This window comes from Metabacillus sp. KH_069, assembly GCF_057838075.1.
Genome location: NZ_CM174460.1, coordinates 2,882,853 through 2,901,076, shown reverse-complemented (window position 1 = coordinate 2,901,076; position 18,224 = coordinate 2,882,853). Strand labels below are relative to the sequence as shown.

Here is an 18,224-nt window from a genome sequence, read left to right as displayed (position 1 = left end):
AAAAAATGAAGTGTGAGCGAGTTGAAATAAAGAATTCCCGGCAATTAACATTGATCGGGAATTTTTATCCTGCATCGTCAAATGCCGTCATCATTATGTGCCACGGTTTTACTTCAGATAAGTCTTCCCGCGGAAGGTTTGACCGGTTTGCGCTGCGGTTTCAAGCGTCAGGCTTTCATGTTCTTGCGTTTGATTTCAGCGGCTGCGGGGAAAGCGATGACGATTCACTTACAATGGCTAAACAAGCAGATGATCTGCAGGCTGTACTTGCGTTTGTAACACAAAAAGGCTTACATAAAATTGCTCTTTACGGACACAGTTTAGGGAGCAGAATCTGTTTGATGAGCTATTCTAAGGACATTCAGACAATGGTGCTTACCGGTGCTTCGACAGGCGGGACGGTATATGACTGGAACGAGCATTTTACACCGGTGCAAATGAAAGAACTGAGGGAAACCGGGAAAATAACACAGCTGCTGACAAATGGCCCGAGAAAGAAAGTGATCATTGAGCAGCAAATGCTTGATGACTTTGAACAGTGTGATCAGAAAAAACTGCTGTCTGCCATATCGTGTCCTGTCTTAATCATTCATGGCAATCATGACGGGGAAGAAAAGATGCTATCAGAAAAATCGCGGGAAGGAATGAAGTTTCTCTCAAAGGAATCGAAGCTTGTTATTATAGATGGCGCAGCTCATAGTTTTATGGGGTATTTGGACGTTGTGGAAGAGCTCTCGATGGATTGGCTTTTGCAGCATGTGAAGGCCTGAGGATGGGAATAGCTGATTTTATTTTATGAAGGTTTCTGCGGTGAATTACTTACGGCATCGCGTTCTGCCTGAAGGAAAAAGTACTTTTTAAATGGATTCGAAGAGCTTTTGTGGTTTAATTTACGGATAAGGGAGCGGTTTGCATGTTTGTTGTAAATGTTGAAGGTGCTGTCTTTAAAGATGGCCGATGGCTGATTATTGAAAGAAGCATGACGGAAGAACACGCACCAGGCCAGCTTTCCTTAGCAGGCGGAAAAGTGGAGCGGGAAGGGGCTTCCTCAAATATTCTAGAACGGACGCTGAAACGCGAAATTGAGGAGGAAACCGGCATCGAAATAAGTGATGATATGTGTTATGTGCATAGTACATCCTTCGTATCAGATGATGGAGTTCATGTGGTTGATGTTGTTTTTTTGTGTGAATATAAGAGCGGCACACCTTATGCAAAAAGCGAAGAAGAGGTATCATCTGCTGCATGGATGACTTTTGAAGAGATTATGGCGAATGAGGATGCTCCGCCATGGCTTAAAAACAGCATTCAGCTCTCAAACTCATTAAAACTAAAAAAAGAGACCGGCCAGATCCTTTCATAGGATGCAGGTCAGTCTCTTTTTTTTAGAGATAAGAAGTATAAAATTTTGCGCTTTGATGTCTAGCTCCATCGCCCAACTCCTCTGCCAGAACGGATCTGCAAGTAAAGGCAAAAAGCGCCTTTACTTGCAGATCCTTATCTGTCTGTCGGAGCTAAACGGGCGCTTGCGCTTTTCTTAGTTTAATGGAGATACAGTTTGGCTTGCTTCAGCGAGAGTGTGAGTCTTGTACTCAAGCATTCTGTGCTTGCTCAGCCAGTTCTCTATGGCTTTTAAATCGTACATGATTTCTGCCTGGCCTGAACAATAAGGCTGCAAATCATATTGATTCACAATTCTGCCTCCAATAAGAATGGCTGGATGATTAGGCAAAGCAGCAAGAGCATCAACATATTTTTTTATATTCGGTAAATGATACACAATGGAAATGGAGAGGCAAATGACTTCCGGTTTCCAGAGCTCTGCTTTCTTAATGGCGTATTCAAGCGGAAGGTTTGGGCCTAAATAGTGTGTTTCATACCCATTTTCTTCGAATAAGCTGTTGACCATCTTCAGGCCCAAATAATGCTGCTCTCCCTCAACACACAGAAGCATCGCTTTCTTTCTGCCTTCTGCTGCTGAATGCTGCATCGGAGGATAAAGCGTTGATAAAATAAAATCACAAACTACGCTTGCCAAATGCTCATCTGCCACCGTAATTTCATTATTTTCCCATAACTCGCCTACATGCCGCATCGCAGGCGTGAATAGCTCTTCAAACAGTTGGGGGCGTGACAGGTGACTGTGAGCGTTGACCAGCTGGACTGCTGCATGCTCATCGCCGTTCAACAGCAATTGAGCAAATTCCAGTGCTTGAGAATTCTTCAAAACAGAACACCCCGTTTCTCTTTATTTCTCTTTTTCTAGTAAAAGTGAGCGGATGCCAGCATCTAAATATGAAAGATAATCTGATACTGTCTCTGCGTCCTCGATCTCAGCTGAGAGGAGCACTTCTTTAATCAGCATGAAATTATCAATCAAATGCTGTGTTTTCATGCCGTGTTTCACTAATATCCCATTCAGCCATTTCGCATAATCTGTAAAAACCTGCTCATTTTGCAGTTCATAAGCTGTTTTAAGATGGTTTAAGTGATGATGATTATCTTCCTTGCATTTCTCCTTGCCTTTTTCTCCGAAACGTTCCAGCAGAGAAGGCTCATTCTGATAGATTCTTTCGGTCACGTCATGGGCAATTTGGTCTGCCGGAAAAAAGCTCATCGCGCAACCACCTTGTATTGTTTGACTTTAGGAATCACAGCCGCAAGTTCCTGATCAGGATATTTCTTTTCAAGATCATGAATCTTCTTGAAATCCGCGCTTTTTACCCAGTTCAAGTAATCTTCTTTACTCTTAAAAATAAGCTGTACCGTTAATTCTCCTGCGCGCTTATCGTTTTGCAGAAGGAGAAAATCGACAAAGCCTTCTGCATCGTCTACCATGCGGGAACGATTCTTATATATGGAAATGACTTCATCTGCTTTTTCATTCGGCACATCAAAAGTCGAAAATACTGTATACATTTTATCACCTGTCTGAATTATGACTTTGCTTGACCTTGTCTTTTTTACTTCAACAAGGCCGTTGTTTTTCCTGCACCCAATCTCTTTAAGTATGCTCTTTTAATGCATTTTTTGCAAATATCTCCCCGAGCTCATGCGAACGCTCTGTCGCTCTTTTAACACAGGAGGCAATTGCTTCGCTGACTTTATATTCCTCAAGCTTCTCTAAACCGGCTTCAGTCGTTCCGCCGGGGCTTGTGACCTCTTTTCGGAGCACTGCGGGCTCTTTTTCTGAAGTCAGCAGCATTTCAGCTGCCCCGAGCAGTGTTTGTGCAATCAATGCTTTCGCTGTCTCTTTTTCAAGACCGGTTTCTTCAGCTGCTTTTTCAAGTGCTTCCGCGATATAATAAATGTAAGCGGGGCCGCTTCCGGAGAGCCCTGTTACAGCATCCAGCTGATGCTCTAAAACATGGGTAACGGTCCCGATTGCCTCAAAAAGCCCTGCTGCCTGTTTCAGCTGATCCGCTGTTACAGCTGAATTGCATGCAAGTGCTGTTGCCGATCTCTGAATCGCAGCCGATGTATTTGGCATTGCGCGGACAATCGACAGCTCTTTTCCGAAAAGCTTACGGATGGTTTCACTCGAGATGCCGGCGAGAACGGAAATAATGACCTGACTGCTGTCTACATAATCCTTGATGCTTTCGATTCCTGCTTTGACATCTTTTGGTTTCATCGCAAGGATAATAATCGATGCACCCCCAACTGTCTCCTGTTTGTTTTTTGTAACGGACACTCCGTAAGCCTGATTAAGAAAGTCCAGCCGTTCCATGCTTGAGCGATTCGTGACTTTTATATGTTCAGGGAGGCAGACACCGCCATTGACTAATCCGTTTATGATGGCTTCTGCCATGGATCCTGCACCTACAAACGCGATTGTTTTCATGTGAATTCCTCCTTTTTTTTCTGCAAAGCAGTTCATGTAAAGCGCAATAAAAAAAACCTTTTCATCCAATTAAAAATAAAGGACGAAAAGGTTTCCGCGGTACCACCTTCATTGGGAAATGCACGAAGCATGACCCCAACTTAATATCCCGTAACGAGGGAACACGTCAAGTTTGCCTGAGAGCTCACAGGGCAGGTTCAATCAGCAAGAGGATGGTGAAACCTTTCAGCCGGCGGATTTCACTCTCTGTTTATCATTGCTTGATTTACTATTCCTGTTCATTGCTTAATCTATATTCATTTCCTGCATTTGTGCGTTAAAGTGATTTTCATCATTATGCGAGGTTGGACAAGTGTTTGTCAAGCGGATTTTTCTCCTTTTTCGATGATGAATTATTTGAAAATAATGACACATTTGCAGGGAACGTGTAAAATAAGCTTTATAATCAATGAATAAGCATTCATAATTGGTGCCTTGAATATATTAGACTTATATAAAAATAACAAATGAGGAAGATGGTATGAAAACGAAATCAGATATGATCATCAAATTAACCTTGCCGACTCCTTTTCCAGTTGGAGATGTGAATGTTTATCTTGTTAAAGGAGATAGGCTCACACTGATTGATGCCGGACCTAAGACACCTGAAGCTCTCGCTGCCCTGAACACTCAAATGGAGCGGGCAGGATACAGAATTGAAGACATTGAGCAGGTAATCCTGACGCATCATCATCCAGATCATGTCGGGCTGCTTGATTACCTGCCTCAGTCAGTGGACGTGATTGGGCATCCATATAATGCTCCATGGATCATGCAGGATGAATCTTTTATGACGTCTCAAAAAGAATTCTTTATGAAACTGTTCGCGGAATTTGGCATTGATGAGCGCCTGCTTACGAATTTGGCCAAGTTTGATTCATCGATGAAGTATGCCTGCAAACGAAACTTAACATCATCTCTCAGGGAAGGGGACGCTGTTCCAGGCATGGATGGCTGGCATGTCATTGAAACCCCGGGGCATGCTCAAACTCATATCGCTTTGTATCGTGCTGAGGATGGCCTGATGTTTGGCGGGGATCATATCCTTCAGCATATATCAGCAAATCCGCTGCTTGAGCCTCCAATGGATGGGGGAGAGCGGCCAAGACCTCAGATCCAATTTAACGAATCATTTAACTCCCTGCTGAAAATTCCGATTTCAAACGTTTTTTCAGGACATGGGGAAACGGTTCTAAAGCCGCATGATTTGATCCGCTACCGCTTGAAAAAACAGGAGGAGCGTGCATTTGAAGTGCGCGGCTATATAAAAGAAAAACCGATGACAGCATTTGAAGCCTGTCAGAGGCTCTTTCCGCATCTTTATAAAAGACAAATGATGCTCACCATGTCTGAAACGGTCGGACAGCTGGATTATTTAGAGGCATTGGGAGAAATTAAAGGGCATGTGGAAGGAGCACAGAAAATTTATTCTTGCTGAGGTGTGCGAAATGAATGAAAAACTGAAAAACCGATACGTAGTCATAACAGGAGCGTCAGGCGGAATCGGCGAAAAAATGGCTGTGCAGGTAGCTAAAAGCGGCGGACATCCTATTTTACTTGCAAGAAGAGCAGACCGCCTTGCTGAAGCCGCTCTGCATATTACAAAAAACTACAATGTTTCTTGTCCTTACTATCAGCTTGATGTCAGTGATTTGAACGCTGTTCAGCAAACATTTGAACGGATTTTAAGTGATATTCCGCAAATCGATGTGCTCGTAAATAATGCGGGATTCGGTATTTTTAACACGGTTGAAGATGCGACTCTTGAGGAAATGAAATCCATGTTTGAAGTGAACGTCTTTGGCTTGATTGCATGCACAAAAATGGTGCTGCCTGCTATGAAGGAGCGGAACGCTGGCCACATCATCAATATCGCTTCACAGGCAGGAAAGCTTGCCACGCCGAAATCAAGCTTGTATTCAGCTTCCAAGCATGCTGTGCTCGGCTTTACGAACAGCCTGCGGATGGAGCTTTTAGAGACGAACATTCATGTCACCTCGGTAAATCCAGGTCCAATCAAAACAGACTTCTTCACCATCGCCGACCAAAGCGGCAACTATGTGAAGAATGTGGAGCGCTTTATGCTGGGTCCTGATAAGGTATCAGAGAAAATCGTTGACTCTATGTTTTCAAACAGGCGTGAAATTAACTTGCCCGGCTGGATGAATGCCGGCAGCAGCTTTTATCAGCTTATGCCCCGTTTGTTTGAGAAAGTGGCAGGGAAGGCATTATCAAGGAAATAAAACAAAAACCGGCCGCTGATGAAGGCCGGTTTTTTGCATTTTTGGAGGCTTGCTGGCGGTTTCTGCTGCTGCCCGAAAAAGAGGATAAAGGCAAAAAGCGCCTTCACTGTCGGATCCTTATCTGTCTGTCGGGTCTAAACGGGCGATTCCGCATTTCGTAGTGTCCAGCTCCATCGCCCAACTCCTCGGCCAGAACGTCTCAGCAAGCATTGGCAAAAAGCGCCTTCACTGGCTGAGACTTATCTGTCTGTCGGAGCTAAACGGGCGATTCCGCATTTCTAATTAAAGCTCCTGGTTCGTCACATATCCATATACTACATCCTGAACAACTTCAAACCATTCTGTGTCTTCCTGCTGCTTTTTTTCTATTACTTTTGCAACAAGGCCATGTGCTTCTTTTTCACTGAGCGATCCCTCCAGCTCATACTGCTGAAAGGATTGCTGAATCATTTTATAAATCCACTTTTCGTCCATGTTCCACCTCTTCTTACACTGATTATAAGCAGCTGCGCGCCTGATGCCAAGCGGGGAATTATCTGCGCTAAATGGGCGATTCCGCATTTCGTGTTGTCCAGCTCCTCGGCCAAAACAAAATCCTCCAATTAAATTGGAAACCCCATCAATTCGGTATTGACTCCTCGGCCTGAACGGTCGATTCCGCATTTCGTGTTGTCCAGCTCCACCTCCTAGCCCCTCGGCCAGAACGGATCAGCAAGCAAAGGCAAAAAGCGCCTTCACTGGCGGATCCTTATCTGTCTGTCGGGTCTGAACAGTCGGTTCCGCATTTCATAGTAAAAACTACCATTGAAATCGAACGTATATTCGCTTACTATTAGTCATATAATAAACACGAACATATATTCTGCAATGAGGAGTAAGAACTATGATTGAGGATTACAGTCAATTTCCAAAACGAAAAATTTTGTGCATTGACATGAAAAGCTTTTATGCAAGCTGCGCAGCGGTTCTGAAAGGACTTGATCCGCTGACATGCCATTTAGCTGTTGTCGGTGATACAGAGCGGCAGGGAAGCATAGTGCTCGCGGCTTCACCTTGTCTTAAAAAGGACTTTGGCATTAAAACCGGATCTCGTTTGTTCGAAATTCCAAAAGATTCCCGCATTCACATTGTAAATGCAAAGATGGCATCCTTTGTCCGCATTTCAACAGAGCTTACACGTCTATTCCACCGGTATGTTCCAAAGGATGCCATCCATACGTACAGCGTGGACGAGAGCTTTATTCAAGTCGATGGAGTCGAGGGGATATGGGGAGACGCCTGGACCATTGCAGCAAAAATCAGAGATGACATGGAACGCGAATTTTCTCTCCCGTGCGCGATTGGCATCGGTCCTAATATGCTGCTTTCTAAAATCTGCCTTGATCTGGAGGCGAAGAAAAAAGGGATTGCTGAATGGACGTATGCTGATGTGAAGGAAAAGCTCTGGAAGGTCGCGCCGCTCCGGGAAATGTGGGGCATCGGCAGCCAGGTGGAAAAAACACTGAACCGGATGGGAATCTTTAATGTTGGACAGCTTGCGCGTCATCCGCTTGAGGTGCTGGAGAAGAAATTCGGCATTATGGGAAATCAGCTCTATTATCATGCCTGGGGCGTTGATCTGTCTGAAATTGGAGCGCCGATTCTGCAGGGGCAGATCAGCTTTGGCAAAAGCCAGATCCTGATGCGGGACTATCCCGATCCGAAAGAAGTGAAGCATGTCATTCTTGAGATGTGCGAGGAGGTCGCAAGAAGAGCGCGCAGCCACCGGAAAGCGGGCAGAACGGTGAGCCTTGGCATCGGCTACAGTCACGATGAGCTTGGAGGCGGATTTCACCGCTCACGGACGATGCGCCAGCCGACCAATATCACAATGGAGCTTTACGAAACATGCATCGCGTTATTTGATCAATTTTATGCAAATAAAACCGTCCGGAAAATCTCGATTGCTCTGTCCAATATTGAAGATGATGCTGAAATGCAGCTGGATTTGTTTCAGCCTAATCGTGAAAAAGAACAGATCCTCGGTTATGTGATGGACTCCATTCGGGGGAAATACGGCTCAAATGCCCTGCTGCGGGCCGTTTCCTATACAAACGCCGGCACCGCGAGGCACCGCGCCAAGCTTGTCGGCGGACACAAAGCTTAACAAAAGGAGGGATCGTCATGATTCGGGATCGGGGCAATATCAAATGGACATCCATGATGCTGCCTGAGCATGTGAAAATTTTGCGGGAGCTTGAAATTGAACAGGGATATGCAGCAAAGCCTTCGGTGGATGAGCAGCAGCTGGAGCATTTCAATGAATTGATCAGTCTTGCCATGGAAGAAAACCGCGAGCTTGCTTTTACGTACTATGAAAATCACGGTTTTCATGTTCAGGAAGGGTATGTGCACTATGTAGACCCGATCCGCGGATGCATTCGGATCGTAAATGCAGAAGAAGCCCGCTTTGATCTGCCATTGAACAAGATAACAGATATTCGCGAGAAATAGACTGTCTTTTAGGACAGTCCATTTTTCGGTTTAACAGAAATTTTAAGCTATAAAGTTTTTCACACTTCGCTATTCAGCACGCACAACCGACTGAAACGTGCCCTTATGTGATCCATCACAAAACGGCATCTTCTTTGACAACCCGCAGCGGCAAAGCGAAAAGCTTTGTTTGGTTTGAAACACATTGGCTTCTGCGTCCACTACTTCCACATCACCGGTCACACGAAGCGATCCATTATTATTCAAGTCAGTTTATTTATTTGAAGATATTTTCAGATATTTCGTTCTAGCTTTTTTAAGATTCTCCAACCTCCTTCATCATAAGTAAAGATAGGTCGATATTCTCCACCCCAACGTTGTAATGATATACTTACAATCTCTTCAAAAACCTTCTTATAGTATCCTTTTACATTCTCATTTACTAGGTTTTGCTCGTGTCTGCGCACATGATATAACATTTGATCGATCCAATGAATATTGTATTTTTCGATGATTCTCAGCAAAAGTTCCTTGTCTCCAAGTAATCTTCCATGTGAAGAGTTTTCTCCAAGCCATCCACCAACATCGATAAGTGCATTAGTACGAATAAAATAAGGAAATAAATTTTGATTTGAGGATAGTAATTCATATTTATCTTTAAAAGATTTACCTTTGTAAATGGAAGTGAACCATCGAGTTCCATGTTCATTTTCAAATACGATTGTTGCGTTGCCGCAAATCATTGCTGTTTCGTCAGAGTGGAACTTTGCTTCATTTATCAATATTTCCAAGGTATGAGGATAAAAAAAGTCATCGCTATCCAATTGAATGACAAATGGGGTATCTACAAGCTTTAATCCTTGATTTAAACTGAAAGCTGTTCCGGCATTTTGGTGATTTTTTATTAGTATTACGCGGGGGTCCTTTAGATACTCGGTAATTAATGTAACACTTTCATCAGTGGATGCATCATCGATTAAGATGAGTTTCCAATTTTCATAGATTTGTTCAAAAACACTTTTTACTGCTTGAATAAGTTTTTTTCCTGGGTTATAAAAAGGGATAAGAACGGATACGTCCATAATGCTTCACTCCATTTTGAATATTACTTAAAGTGGTACCGAAAATCGCGGGTTTTTAATCCGTTTATTTTTTTTAGTAGGAATATAATCTTTAATTACATACATTCCCCAGACTTTTACGAATCTAGCGCGGTATTCGTCTCCCCACTCTTTTAGGAGCTGATTATAGAGGTCGTAAACATACTGGGTTCTTATCGGGAGTGTATCCGTATGTTTTTTATTATTTCCATCATAAATTCTACGATAATATAGGGTCTCATTAAGCCATTTCCAGTCGTATTTCCCAGCCAGCCTTAATATCATTTGGTAATCCTCGACTAACATATCACCGTCTGACTGAGCTAACCAGCCTCCAATATCTTTTACAGCATCAGTCCGGTAAAATCTTGGCAATAATGTATACCATAATTCCTTGAGTAATTCATAGCGGTCATTAAACTGCTTATGAGTAATTTGTCGAGTAGAAACAATATTTCCATTCACATCTTCGATATAATCAATATTATTAGCATAAACTATTGCTAACTTTGTGTTAGATTTCATAACATTATAGGAATGAAGAAGGGCTTTTTCATCTAACCAATCATCTGCATCTAATTGGATAAAAAAGGGGGTATCAATGAGTGTTAACGCAAAATTTAATAGATGGGTTTGGCCTAAATTTCTTTTTAACTTTATTAGTTTTATACGCTCATCTGGAAGAAATAGTTCCACTTTTTTTGTTGAGTCATCTGTTGAGGCATCATCAATTATCAATAATTTCCAATCAGTAAATTGTTGTTTAAGGACACTATTAATCGTTTGTTCAATAAATTTATCCTTGTTAAATAGGGTAATAATGATGGTGATTTCTGACAAAGACAATCATCCTTTCAATAAAAATGTTAAGGGAGAGTTTTATAGTTGAAAAAATGACTTTTTATTTTTTGGCTTTAAGTTGCGTAACCACCTTCCACCCTTTTTTAGTCGTTTTAAAAATGGGCTCAAAATCATCCCCCCAACGCTTTAATGTATCCCGAACTCTCCACTCTATAACTTCCCCGTAAATTTTTTCCATATTGGATTGATTATAGTTATGTCGACGATGGTTCATCAAAACCTCATCGACCCAATGAAAGCGGTAATTCTCAATTAGACGCAAGAGAACGCTTAAGTCCTCTGCGTAACGTCCTTCATATGGATCATCTACCGGCCATCCCCCAACGCTTTGCAACGCAGAAGTAAGATAGAAACGAGGCCATACCGAACAATTAGCCATGAGAAAATCATATCGGTTCTGGAAAGAGCGTCCTCTCACTATGGTTTGTGCCTTCGTTCTTAACCGCTCTTGTTTTTTTAATGATTGAATATTTCTATTTCTTTTACGGATGGCTTCATTTTTTGAAAATTCAAATAATACGTTTATATTTCCACTAAAAACAGCTATTTCCTCAGGATTCGTTTCCGTCTCTTTTATTAAGATCTCTAAAGTATGGGGATAAAACCAGTCATCTGCATCCAGTTGGATCAGAAAGGGGGTTTCAACTTGTTTTAAACCCGTGTTCATGCTTTTAGATTGACCCATGTTTTGAGAATGCCGAACCAATCTGACTCGTGGATCTTTCAGGTAATCTTCTATTATAGTCACAGTGTTATCTGTAGAAGCATCATCTATTAAGATAATTTGCCAGTCTTTATAAGTTTGTAAAAAAACACTATCCAATGCTTCCAATATATAGGAACCTGGATTATAAAATGGAATAAGAACAGTCACCTTACTACCCATCATGTTTCCCCTTTGCTTTTGAAAGGCTATTTACTACCTGAAATTCTGTTAGAATTTCTTCATTTGGAACTATTATTTTCAAAAAACTTTTTTGTCTCATTCAAACCTCTTATCAAATCATAATTAGGACTCCAGCCCAATAACTGCATTGCTTTTTCATTATTCAACCTGCTGTATTGGATATCTCCATTTCTTTTTGGAAGAAATAATGGTGAAATATTTTTAGATGAAATTAAAGCATGCAACTTATTAATACTTGTTTTTTTATTTAGACCGAGGTTTATAATTTGATTTGTTCCTTTTTCTAGAGCGAGAAGGTTCGCTGCTGCAACATCTTTCACATAAACGAAATCCCTAGTCTGTTTTCCATCCCCATAAATTACCGATTGTTCACCTTTTAAATCCTTTTGAATGAAGCTAGCTATAACTCCTCCATCACCTTTTGGAGTCTGACGAGGACCATAAACATTGGCATATCGGAGGATGGTATAGGGAATATCATAGAATTGATGATAAAGTCGAATATATAATTCCGGAGTAAACTTAGAGATTCCATAAAAAGATGTAGGGTGTAAGATAAAATCTTCTTGAATACTGCAGTCGTCAGTTTCTCCATATACGGCACAAGAAGAGGCATAAATGAATTTTTGAACATGAAACTTTCGACAGCATTCCAATAAAAGGATGGTGCCTATGATATTAGAGTCTGCATCGTCAACCGGATTCTGAACAGATTTTGCCACATCCACTTGTGCTGCTTGATGAATGACATATTCCGGTTTTTCTTTGGTAAAAACATCCTCTAAATGAGGCGAGGTAATATCTAACAAATAAAAGTTCGCTTTTTTATTAATAAACTCTTTATTTCCTGTACTTAAATTATCAACAACGATTACCTCATGCCCCCCTTTAATGAGCAAATCAACAATATGGGAACCGATAAAGCCAGCTCCTCCCGTTACTAGTACCCTCATTTTTCCTCCCTCTCAATTTCTGCTTTATACCAAGCTATTGTTTTTCTAAGTCCTTCATCAATATCAATTGCAGGATAGAAACCCAACAGTTTATTTGACTTTGTGATATCTGGAATTCTATTAGGCGTGTCTTCATAGCCTTCACCATACGCAGTTTTATAAGGAATATGAATGATAGGGGATGTCGAATTGCTTAAAAATTTAATTTTTTCAGCAAGTTCATTAATCGAAATAACTTGATCCTTACCAATGTTGAATACCTCATTATTATATTTATGGTCAATGCAAGAGAGCGTTCCAGTAACCATATCATCAATATACGTAAAGCACCGGGTTTGTTTACCATCTCCATATACCGTTAATGGTTCTCTTTTCAATGCGGCGGTAATAAACTTTGGGATAACACCTCCATATTGTGAAGCTGTAGCTCGGGGTCCATAGGCATTAAAATAGCGGACAACCGTTACAGGTAGCCCAATATGTGAATAAGCAAAGCATAAATGTTCGTCAAGGGCCTTTGCTGTAGCATAACACCAGCGATGTGTCGTAGTTGGTCCCAATACTCTGTTCGAATATTCACTGAATGGAAGTTGGTCGTTTTTCCCATACACTTCAGATGTAGAGGAAAAAATCACTTTAATCTTTCTTGGATAAGCAAGTTCTAGTACGTTCCGAGTTCCGTCAATGTTTCCCTCAATTACCTTCAGTGGATTTTCGACTGTATTCTTAACTCCTAATACGGCTGCTAAGTGAAAAATGAGATCACACTGGTTGATTAAGCTTTCGAGAAGTTCACGATTCAGCACTGACCCATTCACAAATGTATGTTTAGGATGGTTAATCACCTCGTTAAGAAAAGCTCTTTTCCCTGTCGATAAATCATCCAATGTAATTACAGCATGGTTCAACTCAATCAGCCTTTTTACAATATGTGATCCAACAAACCCTGCACCGCCTGTTACAAGTATTTTCATTGGCATCCGCCCCCTAATCGAATAACTTTGGCATTTCCGGAGAGACCCTCAGTAATATTTCTAGTATCATAAACAAGCTTTGCATGCTCTAATATTTTTTGAATGGGAATTTCAGTATGATTCGTTAGAATCAGGATACAGTCCGCTTGTTGAATTTGCTCATCTGTAAAGGCGATACTCTGCATTTTTACACCATTAACGGTTATTTCTGGAATAAAAGGATCATGATAGGTTACCTGGAAGGAAGAGTTGTTCAGTCTTTGAATGATGGTAAAAATAGATGATTCTCGAGGGTCATTAGTGTCTTTTTTATAGGCAGCACCGTAAATAAGAATACGTGGATTTTCTTTAGATGATATAGCTTCAACCTGGTCAACGATGTAGTGTATGATATCTTGATTAATTCGGTTCGATAGCTCAACAAATTGGCTGAATGTCCCATTATTTTTTGCGACCCACTGCAAATATAGCGGATCAACAGGAATGCAATGTCCTCCAATACCCGGTCCAGGATAAAAAGCAGTAAATCCAAAAGGCTTCGTATTTGCTGCTTGAATAATTTCCCACACATTTAAGTTTAATTCATCGCATAACATGGCCATTTCATTGATAAAAGAAATGTTGATAAAGCGGAAAGTATTTTCAAGTAACTTGGTAAGTTCAGCCGCTTCAGGTGAAGAAACGACAAAAACTTGTCTATAAACTTGGCTATACAAATGATAAATTTGCTCTTTACATTGATCCGTAACTCCACTGATTACCTTTGGAATTTCGTCTACCATAAATAATTTATTCCCTGGATCAATGCGTTCAGGGGAATAGGCAAGGAAAAAATCAGTTCCTACATGGAATCCGTTCTTTTCCAAAACGGGGAGAAGTTCATTTTTCGTTGTTCCAGGGTAAGTTGAACTTTCTAGGATAACCAGTTGTCCTTTTTTCAGGTGTGGGACAAGTGACTTTCCTGCATCAAGAAGAAAGTTTAAATCTGGTGTATAAGAAGGAGTCAAAGGTGTTGGTACACAAATAATGATTACATCTAACATTTCAACACATAGATAGCTTGAAGAAACAGTAAATTTTCCTGAGAAGGATGCCTCTTTAATTTCTTCATCGCTAATATCCGGTATATATGAGGTATTTTGTTCCAAACTCTCTACTTTGAGTTGGTCGATATCTATTCCGATGACATCGAATCCCTTCTTTACAAAGAGAAGAGCAAGGGGTAATCCAACATAGCCTAATCCAATTATACCAACCTTCATTAAATGGGCAGTATTGTGCTTTATTGTATCTAACATATTTTACTTCCCTCAATTTTATAATTTATTTGTTTATCCTATGCAGATAAACCTAGGAGGGAATAGTCTAATATAACGTGACATCAAAAACTTATGTAAATTACAAATAGCACTTTATATCACCATTAACAAAAATTATTGATATTCATATGATATACGATGATTCAAAAGTACAAGTTTAAATTCTAAAATTCTCTATTTTATTTTTTGATTCAGGAGGTTATTTTATGGAACCTACTCAAGTTAGTGTTGTAATTCCAGTATACAACCGGGGAAAAATATTGCGGAATACCATTTTATCTCTTGACAGACAGTCCTATCCGAAGTCAAGGTATCAGGTAATAATTGTTGATGATGGATCTACAGATGATACGTTAACTTTATTAAAGCAGTATTCATTTGATAATTTAACTGTTTTATCCCATCCTATAAACAAAGGGGCTCCAGCTGCAAGAAACACAGGGATACAAGCAGCAGAAGGTGATTTGATTATTTTTTGTGATAGTGATTTCATTTTACCCTCAACCTTTATTGATTCCCACGTTAAGGAACATGAAAATAAGGAGAATTTTGCCGTATCAGGAATGGGACATTGGCATTATATATTTTCATATGATTATAAGAATAGATGGTCTGAACTTCAAAAAGAGGTTTTACATGAGAAATTTAATGATCCTTATATTCAACAACGGATGCTGGACTCACCAGATCAACATTTATTATTTGAAGAAGAAATATATAAAGAAAATTATACACCGTTTGTTTTTCGACCTAATCTCCAATTTGTAAACATGTTTGAAAAGATTATATCTACACACGGTCCCATGCTGAATAATTTTCAATTGCCGTGGATTTCTTTTTGTACTGGTAATGTATCAATACCAAAGCACTGTTTAAGATCAATTGGAGGTTTTGATGAACAATTTTCACCATTAGGTTATGAAGACTGGGAGTTTGCTTATCGCTTTTTTTTAGAAGGAGGAAAATTTTGCTTTTCCACCAATACTGAAGCATTCCAACAAATGAGTCCTGTAAACCCAAATAGAGGACAAATAGCGATACAGAACTATCAAAAATTTTGTCTAAAGCATCCAGATTTTGATATTTTTCTTCTATCATTAGATTTAAGAAAAGCTGTCCCATATACCACACTATCAGATATTTTGGAACAACATAAATCAATTCAAAATATGGGGAAAAATTATAAAATTTTATCAGAGAAATTTGAAGATATGTTAAAATTACTAGCTTTTGGTCAAACACCTCCATTTAAAAATGATCCAAAATTTAAAAAAATTACAAGAGGAACAAAGTTAACAAAAGAATATAAAAATCTAGAAAATAATTCAAATGTTGAAGATTGGTTTAAGTATTTTAATAAGTTGCTTACTGAAAAATAGTTACACTAGGGTGGTGATCAGCATTATTTCCGTTATTGCTTGCACAAATAGGGAGGAGTATGTAAAAAATATTATCAGTAATTATCAAAAACAGACCTTACCTGAAAAGGAACTAATCTTAATTCTTAATTCCTCAAGTATGAACTTGAATAGGATCTATCGAGTTCTGGAAGAACTCACAATTAATTGTTATATCTTGCAAACTCCAGCTGAGATGAGTTTAGGAGAGTGTTTAAATAAAGGGGTTGAGATGGCAAAATATAATTTCATCGCAAAGATGGATGATGATGATTACTACGGTTCAGAGTATTTAAAGGAAGCATATGAGGCTGTGGTGGGAACCAATTCAGATGTAGTTGGTAAAAGCACTTTTTATATATATTTTAAACAATATCAAGAATTACGTTTATATAATCCTAATCATGAGAATCACTGGATATTGAATAATGACCAAAACTGCTATAAAAGCTCATATTTTTTAAGTGGGGCGTCGGTGGTGTTTAGGAAAGAAATTTTTAAAAAAGTGTCCTTTCCTGCTGTCAATCAAGGTGAGGATAGTGCTTTTCAACGGCTATGCTTTGAAAATAAGTTAAAAATGTATTCTCTATCAAAGGAACATTATGTGTACATTCGATATGATACACCTCAGCATCATACCTCTGATGCAAGGGAGTCGATTTTAAGAAGGCGAAGCAGATTCGTAACCAAAACTCTTGCTATTGAGGACTTTATGGATAAAAGAGAAAAACAGTGATCATGTTGTCACTGTCTTTCTTCTAATTCTATAACTTATTCAGCTTACAGATATTCAACTGAAAAGCTTTCAATGTCTTGACAACGGATGAATGTCAATCTTTGTCCAACAAAAGGGGATAGACTACCTGGCTCAATAATTTGTACGACGCAGTCTTTTACACGTCTTAGTTCACCGGTAATGATATCTCCAGTCTTTGTAGTAATGGATACTTCATTACCCTTGTAATCTGCGAGATAATGACATAATTTGTCACCACTACAACTTTTACTATTTTTTCCCATATTTTTACATCCTTTCGAAAATTCATTCAAGATAATATATTCATTTGAACAGGAAAGGGCAGGGCTAACTACATTATTTTTAATTTTTGTTACTTCAAGTGTCAGTCAGACCATTTTCTAATAGTAAGAACTTAAGTTTTCTCATTTTTTCATTTATCATAACTTCGTTGACGCCATTATCTACAAGTAATTTCATAATACTGGTTACGTTTTTTTAAAAATCGATCAAGGTGATGAGATTAATCATCACCTTGATCGATTTAAAGACAATTTCATCCTGATGAATTTGAAGATCCTTAGAGGGTGGAATGGCAATATATTAGAATGCATTCATGTTTTGAAATAAGGTTCGTCAGCTGTCTGCTTGTTTCAGCTAAAAAACGGGCGTACAAATCATTAGCTTTGCAACATCAAACTCGGGAGAAAAAGTAGCTGGACTACCCAGCCTCAAATTTTCTGGTTCGAATCTAAGCAGATCTCATATCCCAATTCGTCGAGCGAATGTTTATACAAGCCATCAAAGTTCTCGGAAAAACGAATTGAAAAATGTTCTAAATATCTTTTCGCATTGTAATATTCATCGTCAAATTCTTGCTTTAAAAAATCTTCAAACACCATTGTGTAGCCATTTCTATTTATCTACAATTCCTTGCAGATGGATTCAATCAGGCATTTCAACGTGACAAAGCAGGTCCTTATGCGTAGTTTGGAAACTTATGATAAAATGGCCGTATGCAAGCTGAAATGAGGAGACATAGATGATGGAAATAAAATGGACAGAGCGTGCAATCAAAAAAATTTCAGGAAACGTTCAGGAGAATTCAGATAAGCACATCAAATTAAAATATGATACAGACGGCTGCGGCTGCGTTGTCAGCGGTGTTACGGCACTTTGGCTCATAGATGAAAAAGACAGTGATGATCTGGAAATTGACACAAACGCATTTCCGGTACTTGTTGAAAAATCGAAAATGGTTTTCTTAGATGAAAAAATGACCATCGATTTTAATGAAACAGCAAACACATACATGCTGACATGTCCTTCGCAAATCTTGAATCCCCGCATGAGCTTAACAGTAAAGTGAGGTGGAGAAA

The 18,224-nt window shown here is 39.6% G+C and carries 22 protein-coding genes; 9 read left to right on the top strand and 13 right to left on the bottom strand.

Features of this window, described 5'->3' with window-relative positions:
* The first annotated feature begins 5 nt into the window (after positions 1 to 5).
* On the top strand, positions 6 to 770 hold the full coding sequence (locus tag AC3ISE_RS14575; RefSeq protein ID WP_489221546.1) for an alpha/beta hydrolase: 765 nt from the start codon (positions 6 to 8) through the stop codon (positions 768 to 770).
* Between the two features lie 143 nt (positions 771 to 913).
* Complete coding sequence (locus AC3ISE_RS14570; RefSeq protein ID WP_489221545.1) at positions 914 to 1,363, top strand: NUDIX domain-containing protein; 450 nt, start codon at positions 914 to 916, stop codon at positions 1,361 to 1,363.
* 174 nt (positions 1,364 to 1,537) lie between these two features.
* On the opposite strand, the gene AC3ISE_RS14565 is transcribed toward AC3ISE_RS14570, so the two are convergent.
* From AC3ISE_RS14565 to proC, 4 genes are all read right to left on the bottom strand, one after another.
* Positions 1,538 to 2,227, bottom strand: a complete 690-nt coding sequence (locus AC3ISE_RS14565) for a cobalamin B12-binding domain-containing protein (RefSeq protein ID WP_489221544.1) — start codon at positions 2,225 to 2,227, stop codon at positions 1,538 to 1,540.
* 21 nt (positions 2,228 to 2,248) lie between these two features.
* Positions 2,249 to 2,617, bottom strand: a complete 369-nt coding sequence (locus AC3ISE_RS14560; protein ID WP_489221543.1) for a hypothetical protein — start codon at positions 2,615 to 2,617, stop codon at positions 2,249 to 2,251.
* Complete coding sequence (locus AC3ISE_RS14555) at positions 2,614 to 2,919, bottom strand: antibiotic biosynthesis monooxygenase family protein (RefSeq protein ID WP_070876725.1); 306 nt, start codon at positions 2,917 to 2,919, stop codon at positions 2,614 to 2,616. The genes AC3ISE_RS14560 and AC3ISE_RS14555 overlap by 4 nt, the downstream gene beginning before the upstream one ends.
* Positions 2,920 to 3,004: 85 nt before the next feature.
* A complete protein-coding gene (gene proC, locus AC3ISE_RS14550; protein ID WP_489221542.1) occupies positions 3,005 to 3,844 on the bottom strand; it encodes a pyrroline-5-carboxylate reductase in 840 nt (279 codons plus the stop codon).
* 520 nt (positions 3,845 to 4,364) lie between these two features.
* Between proC and AC3ISE_RS14545 the strand changes: the two genes are divergently transcribed.
* Together AC3ISE_RS14545 and AC3ISE_RS14540 are read left to right on the top strand one after the other, a co-directional pair.
* A complete protein-coding gene (locus AC3ISE_RS14545) occupies positions 4,365 to 5,321 on the top strand; it encodes an MBL fold metallo-hydrolase (protein WP_489221541.1) in 957 nt (318 codons plus the stop codon).
* Between the two features lie 10 nt (positions 5,322 to 5,331).
* The gene (locus AC3ISE_RS14540) at positions 5,332 to 6,126 is read left to right on the top strand and encodes an SDR family NAD(P)-dependent oxidoreductase (protein WP_489221540.1); all 795 of its coding nucleotides are present in this window, start codon (positions 5,332 to 5,334) and stop codon (positions 6,124 to 6,126) included.
* A gap of 282 nt (positions 6,127 to 6,408) precedes the next feature.
* On the opposite strand, the gene AC3ISE_RS14535 is transcribed toward AC3ISE_RS14540, so the two are convergent.
* Positions 6,409 to 6,600 carry a YqzH family protein gene (locus AC3ISE_RS14535; RefSeq protein ID WP_489221539.1) on the bottom strand — a complete coding sequence of 64 codons (192 nt, stop codon included), beginning with the start codon at positions 6,598 to 6,600 and terminating at the stop codon, positions 6,409 to 6,411.
* 409 nt (positions 6,601 to 7,009) lie between these two features.
* Here AC3ISE_RS14535 and AC3ISE_RS14530 point away from each other — a divergent pair, with 409 nt between their 5' ends.
* Entirely contained in the window at positions 7,010 to 8,272 is a 1,263-nt protein-coding gene (locus AC3ISE_RS14530) for a Y-family DNA polymerase (RefSeq protein ID WP_489221538.1), read from the top strand.
* Positions 8,273 to 8,289: 17 nt separating this feature from the next.
* Positions 8,290 to 8,619, top strand: coding sequence for a YolD-like family protein (locus AC3ISE_RS14525; protein WP_489221537.1), 330 nt, complete (start codon positions 8,290 to 8,292; stop codon positions 8,617 to 8,619).
* Positions 8,620 to 8,688: 69 nt separating this feature from the next.
* On the opposite strand, the gene AC3ISE_RS14520 is transcribed toward AC3ISE_RS14525, so the two are convergent.
* The 7 genes from AC3ISE_RS14520 to AC3ISE_RS14490 all read right to left on the bottom strand — a co-directional run bounded on the left by AC3ISE_RS14520 (position 8,689) and on the right by AC3ISE_RS14490 (position 14,691).
* The gene (locus AC3ISE_RS14520) at positions 8,689 to 8,865 is read right to left on the bottom strand and encodes a CDGSH iron-sulfur domain-containing protein (RefSeq protein WP_489221536.1); all 177 of its coding nucleotides are present in this window, start codon (positions 8,863 to 8,865) and stop codon (positions 8,689 to 8,691) included.
* 26 nt (positions 8,866 to 8,891) lie between these two features.
* A complete protein-coding gene (locus tag AC3ISE_RS14515) occupies positions 8,892 to 9,680 on the bottom strand; it encodes a glycosyltransferase family 2 protein (protein ID WP_489221535.1) in 789 nt (262 codons plus the stop codon).
* A 27-nt stretch (positions 9,681 to 9,707) separates the two neighbouring features.
* Entirely contained in the window at positions 9,708 to 10,538 is an 831-nt protein-coding gene (locus AC3ISE_RS14510) for a glycosyltransferase family 2 protein (protein WP_489221534.1), read from the bottom strand.
* Between the two features lie 61 nt (positions 10,539 to 10,599).
* A complete protein-coding gene (locus AC3ISE_RS14505; protein WP_489221533.1) occupies positions 10,600 to 11,448 on the bottom strand; it encodes a glycosyltransferase family 2 protein in 849 nt (282 codons plus the stop codon).
* A gap of 56 nt (positions 11,449 to 11,504) precedes the next feature.
* Complete coding sequence (locus AC3ISE_RS14500; RefSeq protein WP_489221532.1) at positions 11,505 to 12,419, bottom strand: NAD-dependent epimerase/dehydratase family protein; 915 nt, start codon at positions 12,417 to 12,419, stop codon at positions 11,505 to 11,507.
* Positions 12,416 to 13,393 (bottom strand): NAD-dependent epimerase/dehydratase family protein, encoded by a 978-nt coding sequence (locus AC3ISE_RS14495; protein ID WP_489221531.1) that lies wholly within the window; start codon positions 13,391 to 13,393, stop codon positions 12,416 to 12,418. The genes AC3ISE_RS14500 and AC3ISE_RS14495 overlap by 4 nt, the downstream gene beginning before the upstream one ends.
* Positions 13,390 to 14,691, bottom strand: a complete 1,302-nt coding sequence (locus AC3ISE_RS14490) for a nucleotide sugar dehydrogenase (protein WP_489221530.1) — start codon at positions 14,689 to 14,691, stop codon at positions 13,390 to 13,392. The genes AC3ISE_RS14495 and AC3ISE_RS14490 overlap by 4 nt, the downstream gene beginning before the upstream one ends.
* A gap of 227 nt (positions 14,692 to 14,918) precedes the next feature.
* On the opposite strand from AC3ISE_RS14490, the gene AC3ISE_RS14485 reads away from it, so the two are divergent.
* Both AC3ISE_RS14485 and AC3ISE_RS14480 read left to right on the top strand, forming a co-directional pair.
* Positions 14,919 to 16,091 carry a glycosyltransferase family 2 protein gene (locus tag AC3ISE_RS14485; protein WP_489221529.1) on the top strand — a complete coding sequence of 391 codons (1,173 nt, stop codon included), beginning with the start codon at positions 14,919 to 14,921 and terminating at the stop codon, positions 16,089 to 16,091.
* Between the two features lie 13 nt (positions 16,092 to 16,104).
* The gene (locus AC3ISE_RS14480; RefSeq protein WP_489221528.1) at positions 16,105 to 16,845 is read left to right on the top strand and encodes a glycosyltransferase family 2 protein; all 741 of its coding nucleotides are present in this window, start codon (positions 16,105 to 16,107) and stop codon (positions 16,843 to 16,845) included.
* Positions 16,846 to 17,576: 731 nt separating this feature from the next.
* On the opposite strand, the gene AC3ISE_RS14475 is transcribed toward AC3ISE_RS14480, so the two are convergent.
* Entirely contained in the window at positions 17,577 to 17,768 is a 192-nt protein-coding gene (locus tag AC3ISE_RS14475) for a YheC/YheD family protein (protein ID WP_489224344.1), read from the bottom strand.
* A 122-nt stretch (positions 17,769 to 17,890) separates the two neighbouring features.
* Here AC3ISE_RS14475 and AC3ISE_RS14470 point away from each other — a divergent pair, with 122 nt between their 5' ends.
* A complete protein-coding gene (locus AC3ISE_RS14470) occupies positions 17,891 to 18,214 on the top strand; it encodes an iron-sulfur cluster biosynthesis family protein (RefSeq protein ID WP_489224343.1) in 324 nt (107 codons plus the stop codon).
* The last annotated feature ends 10 nt before the right edge of the window (positions 18,215 to 18,224 follow it).

What these genes read in the sequence shown, in the direction of transcription:
- AC3ISE_RS14505 (WP_489221533.1), bottom strand. Translation starts at nt 11,448, where the DNA reads ATGATGGGTAGTAAGGTGACTGTTCTTATTCCATTTTATAATCCAGGT.
- AC3ISE_RS14540 (WP_489221540.1), top strand. Translation starts at nt 5,332, where the DNA reads ATGAATGAAAAACTGAAAAACCGATACGTAGTCATAACAGGAGCGTCA.
- AC3ISE_RS14530 (WP_489221538.1), top strand. Translation starts at nt 7,010, where the DNA reads ATGATTGAGGATTACAGTCAATTTCCAAAACGAAAAATTTTGTGCATT.
- AC3ISE_RS14525 (WP_489221537.1), top strand. Translation starts at nt 8,290, where the DNA reads ATGATTCGGGATCGGGGCAATATCAAATGGACATCCATGATGCTGCCT.
- AC3ISE_RS14575 (WP_489221546.1), top strand. Translation starts at nt 6, where the DNA reads ATGAAGTGTGAGCGAGTTGAAATAAAGAATTCCCGGCAATTAACATTG.
- AC3ISE_RS14490 (WP_489221530.1), bottom strand. Translation starts at nt 14,691, where the DNA reads ATGTTAGATACAATAAAGCACAATACTGCCCATTTAATGAAGGTTGGT.
- AC3ISE_RS14560 (WP_489221543.1), bottom strand. Translation starts at nt 2,617, where the DNA reads ATGAGCTTTTTTCCGGCAGACCAAATTGCCCATGACGTGACCGAAAGA.
- AC3ISE_RS14545 (WP_489221541.1), top strand. Translation starts at nt 4,365, where the DNA reads ATGAAAACGAAATCAGATATGATCATCAAATTAACCTTGCCGACTCCT.
- AC3ISE_RS14570 (WP_489221545.1), top strand. Translation starts at nt 914, where the DNA reads ATGTTTGTTGTAAATGTTGAAGGTGCTGTCTTTAAAGATGGCCGATGG.
- AC3ISE_RS14535 (WP_489221539.1), bottom strand. Translation starts at nt 6,600, where the DNA reads ATGGACGAAAAGTGGATTTATAAAATGATTCAGCAATCCTTTCAGCAG.
- AC3ISE_RS14495 (WP_489221531.1), bottom strand. Translation starts at nt 13,393, where the DNA reads ATGAAAATACTTGTAACAGGCGGTGCAGGGTTTGTTGGATCACATATT.
- proC (WP_489221542.1), bottom strand. Translation starts at nt 3,844, where the DNA reads ATGAAAACAATCGCGTTTGTAGGTGCAGGATCCATGGCAGAAGCCATC.
- AC3ISE_RS14470 (WP_489224343.1), top strand. Translation starts at nt 17,891, where the DNA reads ATGGAAATAAAATGGACAGAGCGTGCAATCAAAAAAATTTCAGGAAAC.
- AC3ISE_RS14500 (WP_489221532.1), bottom strand. Translation starts at nt 12,419, where the DNA reads ATGAGGGTACTAGTAACGGGAGGAGCTGGCTTTATCGGTTCCCATATT.
- AC3ISE_RS14485 (WP_489221529.1), top strand. Translation starts at nt 14,919, where the DNA reads ATGGAACCTACTCAAGTTAGTGTTGTAATTCCAGTATACAACCGGGGA.
- AC3ISE_RS14515 (WP_489221535.1), bottom strand. Translation starts at nt 9,680, where the DNA reads ATGGACGTATCCGTTCTTATCCCTTTTTATAACCCAGGAAAAAAACTT.
- AC3ISE_RS14555 (WP_070876725.1), bottom strand. Translation starts at nt 2,919, where the DNA reads ATGTATACAGTATTTTCGACTTTTGATGTGCCGAATGAAAAAGCAGAT.